Source organism: Streptomyces sp. R818 (assembly GCF_056172735.1).
This window is the reverse complement of the sequence record NZ_JAOCNE010000002.1, coordinates 235,043-249,125: the sequence shown is the minus strand read 5'-3', so window position 1 is coordinate 249,125 and position 14,083 is coordinate 235,043. Positions and strand designations below refer to the sequence as shown.

The following is a 14,083-nucleotide window of genomic DNA, read 5'->3' as shown; positions in this document are numbered from 1 at the left end:
GGCGCCCCGCGCGGTCACCGGTCGGCGGCCACCGGATCGAGCGCGGCGGTGCCGGGGGCGTGGCGCAGGTCGTACGCCGGTGACTCCGAGCGGATCCTCGGCAGCGCCACGAAGTTGTGCCGGGGCGGCGGGCACGAGGTGGCCCATTCCAGGGAGCGCCCGTACCCCCAGGGGTCGTCGACGCCGACCGGCACCCCGTACTGCGCGGTCCGCCACACGTTGTAGAGGAACGGCAGGAACGACATGCCGAGGACGAACGAGAAGACCGTCGAGACCGTGTTGAGCCCGGTCAGCCCCTCCACGGCGAGGTAGTCGGGGACGCGCCGCAGCATGCCCCCGGCCCCGAGCCAGTGCTGCACCAGGAACGTCCCGTGGAACCCGATGAAGAGGGTCCAGAAGGTGATCTTGCCGAGCCGCTCGTCCAGCATCTTGCCGGTGAACTTGGGCCACCAGAAGTGGAATCCGGCGAACATGGCGAAGACGACGGTGCCGAAGATGACGTAGTGGAAGTGGGCCACCACGAAGTAGGTCTCGCCGACGTGGAAGTCGAGCGGTGGCGCCGCGAGGAGCACGCCGGTCAGGCCGCCGAAGGCGAAGGTCACCAGGAACCCGATCGCGTAGAGCATGGGTGTCTCGAACGACAGCGAACCCTGCCACATCGTCCCGATCCAGTTGAAGAACTTCACACCCGTCGGCACCGCGATGAGAAACGTCATGAAGGAGAAGAACGGCAGCAGCACACCTCCGGTGACATACATGTGGTGCGCCCACACCGTCACCGAGAGCCCCGCGATCGCGATGGTGGCGCCGACGAGGCCCGAGTAGCCGAACATCGGCTTCCGGCTGAAGACGGGGATCACCTCGGAGATGATCCCGAAGAACGGCAGCGCGATGATGTAGACCTCCGGGTGCCCGAAGAACCAGAACAGGTGCTGCCACAGCAGCGGGCCCCCGTTCGCCGCGTCGAAGAGGTGCGCCCCGAACTTCCGGTCGGCCTCGAGCGCGAACAGCGCGGCCGCGAGCACCGGGAAGGCGAGCAGGACGAGGACGCCCGTGAGCAGCACGTTCCAGGTGAAGATCGGCATGCGGAACATGGTCATGCCGGGCGCGCGCAGGCACACGATCGTCGTGATGAAGTTGACCGCCCCGAGGATCGTGCCGAATCCGGAGAGCGCGAGCCCCATGATCCACATGTCGGCCCCCACGCCCGGCGAGTGCACCGCGTCGGAGAGCGGCGCGTACGCGAACCACCCGAAGTCGGCGGCCCCCTGCGGCGTGAGGAACCCGCCGACCGCGATCAGTGAACCGAGCAGGTACAGCCAGTACGCGAGCATGTTCAGACGCGGGAACGCCACGTCGGGCGCGCCGATCTGCAACGGCATGATCCAGTTCGCGAACCCGGCGAAGAGCGGCGTCGCGAACATCAGCAGCATGATCGTGCCGTGCATCGTGAACGCCTGGTTGAACTGCTCGTTGGACATGATCTGCGTGCCGGGCCGGGCCAGCTCCGCCCGCATGAACAGGGCGAGGACGCCGCCCAGGCAGAAGAAGGCGAACGCCGTGACCAGGTACAGCGTGCCGATGGTCTTGTGGTCCGTGCTGGTCAGCCACGTGACCCACCTCGAAGATCTCATGCCCCGTACGTGTCCGGACCCGTCCCGCGCTTCACCGCGCGGGCCCGTTCGACCCCGCCGGAAAAATCACACGGAACACCTGTGAAGATCGGCGTCGTGCCGGACATCAACGCAGCATGAGCACGACCGACGACGAAGCCTTCGCGGCGGCCTACCGCGCGCACTACTGGGCGGTCAGCCGCTTCGTGGCGCGCAGACTCGACCCGGGAGCCGCCCACGAGGTCGAGGAGGTGGTCGCCGACGTCTTCTCCATAGCCTGGCGGCGCCGGGCGGAGCTCCCGCCCGAAACACCGCTGCCCTGGCTGTACGCCGTCGCGCGCAACTGCCTGGTTAACACCGTGCGCGGGCTCGGCCGGCGGCGCCGGCTCCTGGACCGCATCACGCACCACGAGAGCGCCCACCGCCGCCACGTCGTCCCGGGACCCGACGCCGAAGAGCCCGGCGCCTGGGTGCACGAGGCGCTGGCCCGCCTGAGCCCCGCCGACCAGGAGGCACTGCGCCTCACCACCTGGGAGGAGCTGACGCTGGAGGAGCTGGCCGTCGCCCTGGAGTGCGGCAGGCCCGCGGCGGCGATGCGGCTGCACCGCGCCCGGCGCCGGCTGCGCGCCGAGATCGACCGGATGAACATGACCGTCACCACTGCCACGACCGCTGGAGGCCGCGACCGTGCCTGACCCCCTCGACACCCACGGCCCGGCACGCCGCGCCGCCCCCGCCCCCGCCCCCGCCCCCGCCGACGACCTCGCGCCGTCGGTTCCTGACGACCTCGCCCTCCTGCGCCGCGCCAACCCGGTCCCGCCCGACGATCCCCGCTACGCGGACGGCCCTCTGCACCACCGCGCCGAGCGCGCCCTCGGCCGGCTGCTCCACAGCAGCCGCACCCGACGCGCCCGCCGGACCCTGGTCCTGCGCGCCGAGATCGCCGTGTGCGCCGTCGCCGCGCTCCTCGTCCTCGCGCTGTCGTACGCGGCCGCTCCCCCGGCGAGCGCGACAGGTCAACTCCGTTCGGAGCGGCCCGAGTCGGCGCCGCGCGACATCTCGGAGCAGAGGCTGCATCCGAATCTGCCGCAGGAGGAGAAGAGGTATCCGAGGCGTTAGGCCCTGCCCCCGCTTGCCGCCTCCGCCGCTGTCGGTGGCGCCGGGACGCCTGCACGCTCCGGCGTCACCGACGTTTTCGCCCGCTCAGTGCCCGGGAGCCCGCCGTCAGCCCTTCACGGGATCGCTGCCCGCCTCCTTGATCAGCCGGTCCCCGACGGAGACCGCCTTCCAGAGCCGCCGGTCGACCCGGACCCTGAAGGACTCGCCGTCGCTCCGGCGGACCTCCACGAAGTGGTACATGTTCGAACCGTCGAGCATGCCCCGCGACTTGTCCTCGACGACACCCTCCCAGGCGTCGTCCCGTCCTGGTTTGTGCGTAATGACCATGCGCCGAGTCTACGAACGGCGGCGACCCGCGCGGCAGAGTGACGAGTCCTGTCCTGCGGGGGACAAATGTCGTGCGCCCGGCCGGACACATGTCCCGCCACCCCTCGACGGCGGCGGCGTACGGCACCGCTGCACCGTCAACCCCCCTACGCCCACGGCGAAGCAACCGTCCGCGGACGCGGACCCCGTGCTTGAGTCGCCCGATGGAGATTCTGGTGCTGGGCGGAACAGCGTGGGTAGGCCGGGAGATCGCGGGGCAGGCGATGGCGCGCGGGCACCGGGTGACCTGCCTGGCCCGCGGGGAGAGCGGCGACGTGGCGAAGGGCGCGGCGCTCGCCGTCGCCGACCGGCGCGATCCGTCCGCGTACGAGGGCCTCGCGGACCGGGACTGGGACGCGGTGTTCGAGGTGTCGTGGCAGCCCGGGTTCGTTCGCGGGGCCTTGGCGGCGCTCGGCGCGCGGGCGGCGCACTGGTCGTACGTCTCCTCGGTCAGCGCCTACGCCACGCACGCGCGGCCCGGCGCGGACGAGTCGACGCGGCTGCTTCCCGCGGCCGAGCGGGACGAGGTCGGCCACGAGGAGTACGGCGAGGCCAAGGTCGCCTGCGAACAGGCGGCCACGGCCGCGGTCGGCGACCGGCTCCTCATCGCGCGGGCCGGACTGATCGGCGGCCCCGGCGACCACAGCGGCCGCACCGGGTACTGGGTCGGGCGCGCGGCGCGCGAGCCGCTGGCACCCCTGCTCGTACCGGCCCCGGACGGCATCGTGACGCAGGCCGTCGACGCCCGGGACCTCGCGGCCTGGCTGCTCGACTGTGCGGAGAAGAGGACGACCGGTACGTACGACGCGGTCGGCCCCGTCGTGCCCTTCGCGGAGTGGGTCGCGCTGTCCCGGGAGATCGGCGGCCACACCGGGCCCGTCGTGGAGCCGGATGCCGCATGGCTGCTCAGGCAGGAGGTCGCGCAGTTCATGGGCCCGGAGTCGCTCGCGATGTGGATGGCCGACCCCGACTGGGCCGGTTTCAGCGCCCGCACCGGCGCCGCCGCCCACGCGGCCGGCCTCCGGCACCGTCCCCGGGCCGGGATGCTGGAGGACACGTTGCGCTGGGAGCGCGAGCAGGGCCTGGACCGTCCTCGCCGCGCGGGGCTCAGCGGTGCGCGGGAGCGTGAGCTGCTGGAGGCGTGGGGGCGAGAGGTGTCGGCCCGGGGTTAGCGTCGACACGACCACGGGCCGGCCGGACGGCATCCTTGACCCCTGCGCACGTATGTTTTCGCGATTTCGCGACAGCACGACCGGGAGGAACGTTTGTCGGACGTTGTCGTCGTCGTGGGTGCGGGGATCGTCGGCGCCTCCGTCGCGTACCACCTGGCGCGTCGGGGCGTCCCGGTCACCCTGATCGAGCGCGGGCCCGCACCGGCCGCCGATGTCACCGGGGACTCCTTCGCCTGGATCAGCGGGGCGGGTGGCGACTGGCCCGGCGGGGCGCGGGAGCTGCGCCCGTACGTCCTCGCGGACCACAGCCGTCTGGAGGCGGAGCTTCCGGGCGTGACCGTTCGCCGGACCGGTTCGCTGACCTGGGACGATGCGAGCGTCGTACCGCCCGGGACGGGTCCACGGTCGGCGCCGGGTCCACGGCCGGCGCCGGGTCTACGGTCGGCGCCGGGCCCACGGCCGGCGCCGGGCCGCTTCCGTGTCGGGCGGAGCGACATCGCGGCCCTGGAGCCCCACCTCCGCGACCCGCCCGACACGGCTCTCCACACCCCGAGCGACGCGGGCGTGGACCCGGTGGCGCTGACCCGTGCGCTCGTGACGGCGGCCGGTGCGTATGGAGCGACCGTGCTGCACGACACCGAGGTGACCGGGCTGGACATGTCCGGCACACGTGTGAGCGGCGTGCTGACGTCGGCGGGCAGCCACCCCGCCGCGACCGTCGTCCTCACCGCCGGAACCGACATCCCGCGCCTCTGCGCACCCGTCGCGCCCGGACTGGTCGTGACCTCCTCCCCCGCCACGCTCGTCCGGGTCGGGGCCCCGCCCGGCCTGGTCAAGTCCATCGTGGCCGGGCCGGGCTTCGAGGTCCGGGAGGTCCGGGACGGTGAACTCTGGATGCCGCTGGCCCGGGGCCTGGGCGGTGGCGCGGCGATCGCTCCCGCGTCGGCCGCGCGGGATGCGCTCCGCCGCCTGCGCACGCTCTTCCGGGGCGCCGAGCAGTGCCGCCTCCTCGGTCACCGCACGCGCGGGCGACCGGTTCCGCCGCACGGGCCCGTCATCGGGTACGTGGCACCGGGCCGGTCCGTCTACGTAGCCGTGATGCACTCCGCGATCACGCTGGCGCCGACGGTCGGACGCCTCGTGGCGGACGAACTCGTGACCGGAGCGGCCGCTCCCGAACTACGGCGCTGCCGCCCCGCCGTCACTCTTGGATGAGCAGCCAGAACTCGTTGCCGTCGGGGTCGGTCATGGTCGTCCGGTCGAGCGTGCCGTGGTCGTTGTCGATGCGTTTCGCCCCGAGGGAGAGCAGGCGCTCGATCTCGGTGCGCCGGTCCCCGTCGGCCGGCGGGGTGACTTCGAGGCGCCACCGGTCACCGCCGGTCCGCGGCATCAAGGGCGGGCCGCCCCAGGTGATCTTCGGGCCGCCGTGCGGCGAGCGGATCGCGGTCTCCTGGTCCCGGTCCCAGACCAGCGGACAGCCGAGCGCCGCGCTCCAGAAGTAGCCGACTTCCTGGGAGCCGTCGCAGTTCAACGCGCCGATGAAGCCGCAGTCGGCGAGGAACTGGTTGCCCGGTTCGATCACGCAGAACTCGTTGCCCTCGGGGTCGGCGAGCACCACGTGGCCGTCCTCCGGCCCCTGCCCGATGTCGATGTGACGTGCGCCGAGGGCCAACGCCCGCTCGACAGTGCGCCGTTGATCTGTCAGCGAGGTGCTCGTCAGGTCGAAGTGCATGCGGTTCTGGCCGGACTTGCGCTCCCGGGTCGGCGGGAAGCGGAGCCGGAACCCGGTGTCGTCGCCGGGAATCAGCCCGACACCGGCGCCGGGGTCATCGGTCAGCTCCCACTCCAGGACCCGGGACCAGAACCGCGCGAGGTCCAGCGGCTGGTTCGCGTCGATACATACCGCCGCCAGTTGGGACGTCATGCCTGTGCACCTCCGTTGCGCCCGACTGCGGTTCCCGCGCCGCGCAGCATAGGGGGTGGGATGCGCGGTGCGGCCCTGTCCTTCGCGCCAAGTCCCGTGTTAGATCATGGACGTGACCACTTACGGGGCCGACGACGGGCCCTTCGACGCCGTGCTCTGCGATCTCGACAACGTGATCCGCTTTTACGACACGACGGAGCTCGCGGATCTGGAGCGCGCGGCCGGGCTGCCCGTCGGGACGACGGAGGGGGTGGCCTACGCGCCCGAGACGGATCTGCCGTTGCTGCTCGGCGCGATCACCGTGGAGCAGTGGGTGGAGGCCGTCACGGCCGGGCTCGCGGGGCGGGTGTCGTGGGCGCGGGCGCGTGAGCTGGCGACGGCGCTGGCCCGCGCCCCGTTCCGGGCCGACGCAGTCGTGGTGGAGATGTTGCGTGCGGCGCGGGCGCACGTGCCGCTGGTGCTGGTCACCAACGCGACCCTGGCGCTCGAGCACGACCTGGAGACACTGGGACTCGCCGACCTCGCGGACCATGTCGTCAGCAGCGCCCGCGTACGGGTCGCCAAGCCGGACCCGGAGATGTACGAGATCGCGGCCCGGCGCGTCGGGGTCGCCCCGGACCGCTGCCTCTTCGTGGACGACCGGCCCGAGAACGTCGACGCCGCGGTCGCGCTCGGCATGAGCGGCCTGCTCTACCGCGGCCCCGACGGTCTGCGCGCCGTCCTCGACCGGCTCAGGACCGGTTCAGCGGTGCCACCGGTGCCTGCAGCTCCGTCACCCAGTCGTCGCGGTTCTCCGGGCACTCCAGGCTGATCTCGCGCGGGTACCCGATCGACCGGTATCCGTGGGCGTCGACCCAGCGGGCCAGGGTCTGGGCGGCGGGCAGGACGGTGTCCATGGAACCGCGGTGCACGATCGTCGCCGCCTGGTGGAGGGACGGCAGGTCGTGGACGCGCAGGGCGCCGTCCTGCGGCGGCGCGGAGACCTGGACGGCGGCGTGGACGGTGATGCGGCCGCCGCCCTCGGCAGCGTCCTCGTAATAGGCGACACCCGGCCCCGTCGGGGCGATCCCCGCCTCCCCCAGACGCCGGAACAGCTCGTCGTAGAGCGGTCCGATGACCGGGCCGATGTCGGCCGGTTCGTACCCCGCGGCGGTCGCGGACAGCTCTGCCACCCGGACACTCGGGACGCTCTTGAGGACAACGTCGTTCGTGGGCATGTGCCCCTCGCTCTCGATCGCTCGGAGCCTCGCCTCGACCTGCACCAGCCGCGCCTCCGCGGCGGCCACCGCCGTCTCCAGCTCGGCCTGCCGCAGCCGCAGCATGCCGCGCAGCTCCTCGGCACCGACCTTCTCGTCCACGATGTCCCGGACCTGCTGAAGGGTGAAGCCGAGGTCCTTGAGCGCGATGATCCTGTTGAGGCGGGCGAGTTGGGCGGCGCTGTAGTAGCGGTAACCACTGACCGCGTCGACCCGTGCCGGGAGCAACAGGCCGGTGGCGTCGTAGTGCCGCAACATCCGTACGGACACGCGACCGTGCCGGGCGAAATCTCCGATGGTGAACATGATGTCTCCGAGCTGACCGCCTGACACGGTGTGAGAGTCAAGTACGGGTCAGCCAACCATCGACAAAGCGGGCGCGCACATCCCCACCCCCCTGCTACCTTGCAGCGCATGAAGCGCGCTGTGGAGACGACGACGCCGGTGGGTGGCCCGGTGCGCTGACTGATGTCGTAGTGCGAAGCCCCGGGTCGGGTGACCCGGGGCTTTGTCTTGCGGTCGCTCGGCCGGTGACCGTGAGGAGATCACCATGCACGACCACCGCAGACTCGGCCGAGAGCTGGGCCTGTTCGACACCGACCCGCTGATCGGTGCGGGCCTGCCGTACTGGCTGCCCGACGGTGCCGCCGTGCGGCACACCCTGGAGGAGTACATCCGCGACGTCGAACGGCGGGCCGGGTACCGGCACGTGTACTCGCCGGTGCTCGGCAAGCGGGAGCTGTACGAGATCTCGGGGCACTGGGCGCACTACAGCGACGACATGTTCCCGCCGATGGAGCTCGGCGGCGAACAGGTCGTCCTGCGGCCCAGTCTCTGCCCGCATCACGCGGTGATCTATCGCGCTCGCTCTCATAGTTATCGTGAACTGCCTCTGCGTATGGCCGAGTTGGGCGGCATGTACCGCTCCGAGCTGTCCGGCGTGCTCGGCGGCCTGTCCCGCGTGCGGGCCATCCAGCTCAACGACGCCCACGTCTTCTGCACCCTGGACCAGGCCGCCGATGAGGCACGCGCCGCCCTCGCACTGATCCGCCGGGCGTACGAGGCGCTCGGCATCGCCCCGGCCCGTTACCGCCTCTCCCTGCCGGGCCCCGGCGGCAAGTACGTCGCCGCCCCGGAGAAGTGGCGGCGCTCCGTCGAGTTGCTCACCGAGGTTCTCGATCGCTCCGGGCTTCCCTACGAGGCCGCCGAGGGCGAAGCCGCCTTTTACGGGCCCAAAATCGATGTGCAGGTCCGCGACAGCGCCGGCCGGGAGTTCACCTTGTCGACCGTGCAGGTCGACTTCCATCAGCCCGAACAGTTCGATCTGCACTACATCGGAGCGGACGGCGCCCGGCACCGCCCCGTCATGATCCATCGCAGCATCATCGGCAGCGTGGAACGGGCCATGGCACATCTCATCGAGCAGCACGGCGGCGCCTTCCCCGCCTGGCTCGCCCCCACCCAGCTGGTCATCCTGCCCGTCTCCGGCGCCGAGCTGCCGGACGCCGAGGCCCTCGCACGGCAGTGCCTCGACCGCGGACTGCGCGCCGAGATCGCCGGGCCGGAGAGCGGGACCCTCGGCGCCCGCATCCGCGCCGCCCGCCTGGCCCCCTACCAGGCCGTCATCGGCCCCAGGGAGGCGGCGGAGCAGCACGTGGCCCTCCGCCTGCGGGACGGGCGCCGGCTCGATCCGCGACCGGTCGGCGAGGTACTGACCCGCGTCTCCGCCCTCGTCGAGGCGCACAGCACCGACCTGTGGGACGAAGACCTGGCGGCGTAGACACAGGCCCTCCGTCACCCGCCGCCGCTCAGGCGTTCCGCTCCTGCTGCCTCGCGTAGTGGCGGCGCGTCTTGGCCCGGTTGCCGCACAGGGCCATCGAGCACCAGCGGCGTCCGCCGTTCTTGGACAGGTCGTAGAAGCGCAGGGAGCACACCGGGTTGGCGCAGCGCCGGATGCGGTCGGGCCGGTCCTCGAGGAGTCGCAGGTAGGACTCGGCGGCGTGCCAGGCGGCGAGCCAGCCGGGGGTGTCCGTCTCGATGACGGTCCGCGGGCCGGCCGGCTCGAGGACTCGGCGGACCCGTCCGTGGTCCAGCGTCGCGTTGAGCAGACGTCGCGACCGGGCCGGGTCGGGGTCCGCGGTGTCGACGAGCGCGGCCAGGGCGTCACGTGTGCTCAGGAGCGCGTCGAGCGTCTCGGGAGTGTCCGGGGCCGTGTCGGCGAGTCCGGCCGAGGAGAGCCAGATCGCGAGCCCGCCGGGGTGTGCGAGCAGATCGTGGGGGCCGGCGTCGTCGGTCCAGCGGGTGTTGAGCAGGTCCAGGGGCAAGGGCTCGCCGAGGAGGGGCCGGGGGTCCGCGTCGGTGGCGTGGACGGGGCGTGTGCTCATGCTGTGGGCCCTTTCGTGTCAGGAGCCATGCCATCACAGGATGCCATCGCAACCGGCTAAATGCTTTTTGCCGGTTGCAGGCCGACCGGCCAACCACTAATGTCGGTTTCACCGGTTAGGCCTTCGGCGCGGATGGGTCGTCCCCTGCGTCGGACCGTCCACCGTCGGACCCACCGACTGCCGGACCCACCGACTGTCGGACCCGTCGAACCGTCGGGACCGTCGACCGCGAGACGTAAGGAAAACCCATGACCACGTCCCCCGCCCCCGCCGCACTCCGCACAGGCCACATCGGCCTCAACGTCACCGACCTCGACCGCTCCCTCCCCTTCTACGCCCGCGTCTTCGGCTTCGAGACCCTCGCCGAGGGCAAGACGGACGACAGGCGCTGGGCCTTCCTCGGCCGCGACGGCGAACTCGTGGTGACCCTGTGGCAGCAGAGCGCGGAGGGGTTCGCCACCGGCGCCGCCGGGCTGCACCACCTCTCGTTCCAGGTCGACTCCCTCGACGACATCGCCGCGGCCGAGGCCGTACTGCGCGAACTGGGGGCCGAGTTCGCGCACGACGGCGTCGTCGCCCACGCCGAGGGCGCCGCGTCCGGCGGCATCTTCTTCACCGACCCCGACGGCATCCGCCTGGAGATCTACGTCCCCGCGGGCGCGGAGGGCGCCCCGGCCCCGGCCGGCACCGAGCCCACCTGCGGCTTCTTCTAGACGGCAGGCGGATCGCTGATCATGGTCACGCACCCCACGTACCACCACGGCGAACTCACCGCCCAGCGGCGGGCCGGTGCGAGCGAGGCGGCCCGCTCCGTCTCCGCGGTCATCAGGAACCGGTTCCCGGAGGCGGCACGCCTCTTCCTCGCCGAACAGCCCATGATCGTCGTCGGGGCCGCCGACAGCCGCGGCGACGTCTGGGCCTCGCTCCTGACCGGCCGCCCCGGCTTCCTCACCGTCACCGGCCCGTCGACGCTGACCGTCTCCGCCGCGCCCGCACCCGGCGACCCCCTCCACCCCGTCCTGACGGACACCGCCCGCGTCGGCATGATCGCCCTGGACCCCGCCGGCCGGCGCCGGATGCGGATCAACGGCACCGCGCGCCGGACGGCACACGGCCTGGAGATCGAGGCCGACCAGATCTATGCCAACTGCCCGAAGTACATCCAGAAGCGGGTGGCGCGGTGGCAGCCCGGCACCCCGGGTGAGCCCCGGCACGCCCGCGAACTCGGCGCGGCCGACATGGATCTCGTCCGGGCGACGGACACCTTCTTCGTCGCCACGGCCGACGCCGACGGCAACGCCGACGCCTCCCACCGCGGCGGCAACCCCGGCTTCCTCACCGCTGTCGGCCCCACCCGCCTGCGCTGGCCCGACTACGTCGGCAACTCCATGTACAACACCTTCGGCAACCTGGAGGTGAACCCCCGGGCCGGTCTCCTGCTCCCCGACTGGGCCAGCGGCACCCTGCTCCACCTCACCGGCACCGCCACCGTGGACTGGGACCCGGCGCACGCGGAGGCCCTGCCCGGGGCCCAGCGCGTCGTCGACTTCACCGTCGAGCGGGCCCTCCGCGTCGCCGACGCCTCCCCGCTGCGCTGGAGCACCCCCGACCTCTCCCGTTTCAACCCGCCGCACGAGCCCGCGTGTTGACGAGGGCGTTGACATGCCTCATGTGCTTCGGGAGCCTGTGGGGGCGCTCTTTCAACGATGTAATTCGTTGGTGTGACACGTTGACGCGACGCATTGATGTGACGCATTGATGTGACGCATTGACGTGACGCATTGACGTGACGCATCCATGTGGCGCATCGATGTGACGCGTTCATGTGATGCGTCGCCGGCTCGTCCCCCCGCATGCCCCCGCGCACGCCCCACGCGTGCCCCCCACAAGGGAAGAAGCCCATGGGATTCCTCAGACGCTCCCCCGCTGTCGCCGCTCTCGTCCTGGCGGGCGCGCTCGCCGTCCCGTTGACCCTGTCGGTGCCCGACACCGCGCAAGGAGCCGCACCCGAACGGGCCGAGGCCGTACAGGGCGCGACGGGGCTGCGGGCCGCGGACCCCAGCGTGCTGCGCGTCGGCGGCACCTACATCGCGGTGCAGTCGGCCGACGGCGGGATCGTCGTACGGCAGGCGTCGTCGCTCGACGGCCTCGCGTCCGCCCCCGCGAGGAAGGTCTGGTCGGACACGGGCGGGCTCGGCGGGGTGTGGGCGCCGGAGATCGTGCGGGACGGCGGCCGGTACTACATCTACTTCGCGGCCGAACGCTCCGGCGTTCGCCGCATGTACGTGATCAGCTCGGCCGCGCCGGACAGCGGCTACTCGGCCGCGAAGAAGCTGGCGCTGCCCGACGACAAGTGGGCCATCGACGGAACCCTGTTCACGTTCCAGGGGCAGCGCTGGTTCGTCTGGTCGGGCTGGGCCGGTGACACCAACGTCGAGCAGAACCTCTACATCGCCCGGATGAGCGACCCGACCACGCCGACCGGCGGCCGGTCGATCATCTCGCAGCCGCGCGAGGGCTGGGAGCGCGTCGTCGGCAATCCGTACATCAACGAGGCCCCGGAGGCCATCAAGGACCCGAACGGGCAGCTGCACATCGTCTACTCCGCCAACGGCAGCTGGAGCGACCAGTACTGCCTCGCCGACCTGCGGCTGCGGGCGGGCGGCGACCCCACGTACGTATGGGACTGGTACAAGTCCAACGGCTGCCTGTTCGGTTCGCACCGCGAGACGATGATGACCGGCTGGGACCCGACGCTGTACGTCGACGGGCCCGGCCACCACAGCTTCGTCCTCCTCGACGGGGACATCAACACGAGCCCGCCCGCCGGGCAGAAGTTCCCCTCCATGTACCACGCGGTCCCCAAGGGGACGCCGTACAGCTGGGAGAACCGGCACTGGTACAGCGGCTCGTTCGTCTGGTGGGGCAACACCACGTACAAGCGCGCCAATGTGCCGGGCGCCGAGACCAATACGGGGTGGAGCCTCAAGTTCTTCGAGTGACGTCCACGGGCGTCCGGTTGCTCAGCGGCCGGGCGCCCGTACTACGTTGGCACGATGGTACGGGTGCGAGAGATGACGGAAGCCGACATCGAGGCCGTCTCGGCGATCCGGGTCCGCGGCTGGCAGTCCGCGTACGCCGGCATCGTCCCCGGGACGTACCTGGACGCGATGACGGCCGAGGACGACGCGGTACGGCGGCGGCAGATGTTCGCGCGGCCCCGGCCGGACTCGGCGGACCTGGTGGCGCAAGGTGACGACGGGCCGATGGGCTGGGTCCGTTTCGGGCCGTACCTGGGCGAGTTGCCCGGCGTGGCAGGGCGGGGCGGCGAGGTCTACGCCCTCTACGTCGCACCGGAGTCGACCGGTCGAGGCATCGGCGCCACCCTCCTCACCGAGGCACATGTGCACATGAGGACGCTGGGTTTCGACGTGTCGGCGTTGTGGGTGCTCCGCGACAACCTGCGAGCGCGGCGCTTCTACGAGCGGGCCGGTTACGCGGCCGACGGCGCCACGCAGGACGACACCTACGACGCGGTCACCCTCACGGAGGTGCGGTACCGGCGCGCGCTCACCTGACCTGCGCGCCGCGCTCGTGTGAACGCAGGACGGTGTCCAGCGCCCGGGTCAACTCACCCACCCGGCCACCTCCGTCGGGCGCCTCCGGATAACGCGCGAGTACGTCGATGACGAGCGGCGTCGTATGCCGTACCGCCCGCTCGACGTGGTCGGCGCCGACGCCGTGATCGTCGCCCGCGCGGAGTTCGGCCGCCCTCGCCGCGTGGGCGGCGGCGCCGAGGATGTGTTTGACCTGCGTGGCCTTGGCCAGCGGATGGAGATAGGCGGAGCCCGCGGCGGACATCGCCGCCCACGCGGCCGCACGGGCTGCCGCCGTCTCCACGCTCTTCGCCGCCTTCAGGGCCGCCGACGCGGTGTCGCGCAGCGCCTTTCCGCGCTCTCCGCCGCGGGCGAACTGCCAGGCGGCGTCGATCGCTTCGCGGGGCCGCGCGTCGTCCGGACGCTCCGCCTCGAACACGTCGATCGCCTCTTCGGCACACGCCGCGGCGAACCCGGTGACCGCGCGCAGTTCCTGCTTGCTCAGCACGATCTCGCCCGCGTCCTCCGTCGTCATGGGCCCCATCCTGCACCACCGGCATCGGCGCACGCGCCGGAAGCGGGGTCAGCCAAGTGGTCCAGAGAAGATGCGGCGCAGCTCAGAACGGCTTTTTGTGTAAGGGATCCACTCCACT

General features: G+C 71.8%; 16 protein-coding genes. 10 read left to right on the top strand and 6 right to left on the bottom strand.

Going from position 1 to position 14,083, the window contains the following annotated elements:
* Positions 1-14 precede the first annotated feature (14 nt).
* Complete coding sequence (ctaD, locus tag N5I75_RS03920; protein ID WP_476674302.1) at positions 15-1,634, bottom strand: aa3-type cytochrome oxidase subunit I; 1,620 nt, start codon at positions 1,632-1,634, stop codon at positions 15-17.
* A gap of 116 nt (positions 1,635-1,750) precedes the next feature.
* On the opposite strand from ctaD, the gene N5I75_RS03915 reads away from it, so the two are divergent.
* Both N5I75_RS03915 and N5I75_RS03910 read left to right on the top strand, forming a co-directional pair.
* A complete protein-coding gene (locus N5I75_RS03915; protein WP_476674300.1) occupies positions 1,751-2,308 on the top strand; it encodes an RNA polymerase sigma factor in 558 nt (185 codons plus the stop codon).
* The gene (locus tag N5I75_RS03910) at positions 2,301-2,732 is read left to right on the top strand and encodes a hypothetical protein (protein ID WP_476674298.1); all 432 of its coding nucleotides are present in this window, start codon (positions 2,301-2,303) and stop codon (positions 2,730-2,732) included. Before N5I75_RS03915 ends, N5I75_RS03910 begins: the two co-directional genes overlap by 8 nt.
* Before the next feature lie 105 nt (positions 2,733-2,837).
* On the opposite strand, the gene N5I75_RS03905 is transcribed toward N5I75_RS03910, so the two are convergent.
* Positions 2,838-3,059 carry a DUF7489 domain-containing protein gene (locus N5I75_RS03905; protein WP_476674297.1) on the bottom strand — a complete coding sequence of 74 codons (222 nt, stop codon included), beginning with the start codon at positions 3,057-3,059 and terminating at the stop codon, positions 2,838-2,840.
* 203 nt (positions 3,060-3,262) lie between these two features.
* On the opposite strand from N5I75_RS03905, the gene N5I75_RS03900 reads away from it, so the two are divergent.
* A complete protein-coding gene (locus tag N5I75_RS03900) occupies positions 3,263-4,270 on the top strand; it encodes an NAD-dependent epimerase/dehydratase family protein (protein ID WP_476674295.1) in 1,008 nt (335 codons plus the stop codon).
* 93 nt (positions 4,271-4,363) lie between these two features.
* Positions 4,364-5,485, top strand: coding sequence for an NAD(P)/FAD-dependent oxidoreductase (locus tag N5I75_RS03895; protein WP_476674293.1), 1,122 nt, complete (start codon positions 4,364-4,366; stop codon positions 5,483-5,485).
* Here N5I75_RS03895 and N5I75_RS03890 read toward each other — a convergent pair.
* Entirely contained in the window at positions 5,472-6,194 is a 723-nt protein-coding gene (locus N5I75_RS03890) for a VOC family protein (RefSeq protein ID WP_476674291.1), read from the bottom strand. The genes N5I75_RS03895 and N5I75_RS03890 overlap by 14 nt on opposite strands.
* Before the next feature lie 106 nt (positions 6,195-6,300).
* Between N5I75_RS03890 and N5I75_RS03885 the strand changes: the two genes are divergently transcribed.
* Complete coding sequence (locus N5I75_RS03885) at positions 6,301-7,005, top strand: HAD family hydrolase (RefSeq protein ID WP_476674289.1); 705 nt, start codon at positions 6,301-6,303, stop codon at positions 7,003-7,005.
* Here the strand turns inward: N5I75_RS03885 and N5I75_RS03880 are convergent.
* Positions 6,926-7,756: a MerR family transcriptional regulator gene (locus tag N5I75_RS03880; RefSeq protein ID WP_476674287.1), complete on the bottom strand. Its 831-nt coding sequence runs from the start codon at positions 7,754-7,756 to the stop codon at positions 6,926-6,928. The genes N5I75_RS03885 and N5I75_RS03880 overlap by 80 nt on opposite strands.
* 238 nt (positions 7,757-7,994) lie before the next feature.
* On the opposite strand from N5I75_RS03880, the gene thrS reads away from it, so the two are divergent.
* Entirely contained in the window at positions 7,995-9,230 is a 1,236-nt protein-coding gene (gene thrS / locus N5I75_RS03875; RefSeq protein ID WP_476674738.1) for a threonine--tRNA ligase, read from the top strand.
* 28 nt (positions 9,231-9,258) lie between these two features.
* Here thrS and N5I75_RS03870 read toward each other — a convergent pair whose 3' ends face one another.
* Positions 9,259-9,834 carry a CGNR zinc finger domain-containing protein gene (locus N5I75_RS03870; RefSeq protein ID WP_476674285.1) on the bottom strand — a complete coding sequence of 192 codons (576 nt, stop codon included), beginning with the start codon at positions 9,832-9,834 and terminating at the stop codon, positions 9,259-9,261.
* A 248-nt stretch (positions 9,835-10,082) separates the two neighbouring features.
* On the opposite strand from N5I75_RS03870, the gene N5I75_RS03865 reads away from it, so the two are divergent.
* The 4 genes from N5I75_RS03865 (at position 10,083) to N5I75_RS03850 (ending at position 13,412) form a co-directional block, all read left to right on the top strand.
* The gene (locus N5I75_RS03865) at positions 10,083-10,547 is read left to right on the top strand and encodes a VOC family protein (protein WP_476674283.1); all 465 of its coding nucleotides are present in this window, start codon (positions 10,083-10,085) and stop codon (positions 10,545-10,547) included.
* A 21-nt stretch (positions 10,548-10,568) separates the two neighbouring features.
* Positions 10,569-11,483 (top strand): pyridoxamine 5'-phosphate oxidase family protein, encoded by a 915-nt coding sequence (locus tag N5I75_RS03860; RefSeq protein ID WP_476674281.1) that lies wholly within the window; start codon positions 10,569-10,571, stop codon positions 11,481-11,483.
* A gap of 252 nt (positions 11,484-11,735) precedes the next feature.
* Positions 11,736-12,836: a glycoside hydrolase family 43 protein gene (locus N5I75_RS03855; RefSeq protein ID WP_476674279.1), complete on the top strand. Its 1,101-nt coding sequence runs from the start codon at positions 11,736-11,738 to the stop codon at positions 12,834-12,836.
* Positions 12,837-12,908: 72 nt separating this feature from the next.
* Positions 12,909-13,412 (top strand): N-acetyltransferase family protein, encoded by a 504-nt coding sequence (locus N5I75_RS03850; protein ID WP_476674277.1) that lies wholly within the window; start codon positions 12,909-12,911, stop codon positions 13,410-13,412.
* Here the strand turns inward: N5I75_RS03850 and N5I75_RS03845 are convergent.
* Entirely contained in the window at positions 13,405-13,965 is a 561-nt protein-coding gene (locus N5I75_RS03845) for a putative immunity protein (RefSeq protein ID WP_476674275.1), read from the bottom strand. The genes N5I75_RS03850 and N5I75_RS03845 overlap by 8 nt on opposite strands.
* Between the last annotated feature and the right edge of the window lie 118 nt (positions 13,966-14,083).

Bases quoted from the DNA above. Each gene is read 5' to 3' on its own strand.
- ctaD (WP_476674302.1), bottom strand. From the start codon at position 1,634: ATGAGATCTTCGAGGTGGGTCACGTGGCTGACCAGCACGGACCACAAG.
- N5I75_RS03855 (WP_476674279.1), top strand. From the start codon at position 11,736: ATGGGATTCCTCAGACGCTCCCCCGCTGTCGCCGCTCTCGTCCTGGCG.
- N5I75_RS03870 (WP_476674285.1), bottom strand. From the start codon at position 9,834: ATGAGCACACGCCCCGTCCACGCCACCGACGCGGACCCCCGGCCCCTC.
- N5I75_RS03860 (WP_476674281.1), top strand. From the start codon at position 10,569: ATGGTCACGCACCCCACGTACCACCACGGCGAACTCACCGCCCAGCGG.
- N5I75_RS03900 (WP_476674295.1), top strand. From the start codon at position 3,263: ATGGAGATTCTGGTGCTGGGCGGAACAGCGTGGGTAGGCCGGGAGATC.
- N5I75_RS03885 (WP_476674289.1), top strand. From the start codon at position 6,301: ATGGACGTGACCACTTACGGGGCCGACGACGGGCCCTTCGACGCCGTG.
- N5I75_RS03865 (WP_476674283.1), top strand. From the start codon at position 10,083: ATGACCACGTCCCCCGCCCCCGCCGCACTCCGCACAGGCCACATCGGC.
- N5I75_RS03845 (WP_476674275.1), bottom strand. From the start codon at position 13,965: ATGACGACGGAGGACGCGGGCGAGATCGTGCTGAGCAAGCAGGAACTG.
- N5I75_RS03890 (WP_476674291.1), bottom strand. From the start codon at position 6,194: ATGACGTCCCAACTGGCGGCGGTATGTATCGACGCGAACCAGCCGCTG.
- N5I75_RS03880 (WP_476674287.1), bottom strand. From the start codon at position 7,756: ATGTTCACCATCGGAGATTTCGCCCGGCACGGTCGCGTGTCCGTACGG.
- N5I75_RS03915 (WP_476674300.1), top strand. From the start codon at position 1,751: ATGAGCACGACCGACGACGAAGCCTTCGCGGCGGCCTACCGCGCGCAC.
- N5I75_RS03850 (WP_476674277.1), top strand. From the start codon at position 12,909: ATGACGGAAGCCGACATCGAGGCCGTCTCGGCGATCCGGGTCCGCGGC.
- N5I75_RS03905 (WP_476674297.1), bottom strand. From the start codon at position 3,059: ATGGTCATTACGCACAAACCAGGACGGGACGACGCCTGGGAGGGTGTC.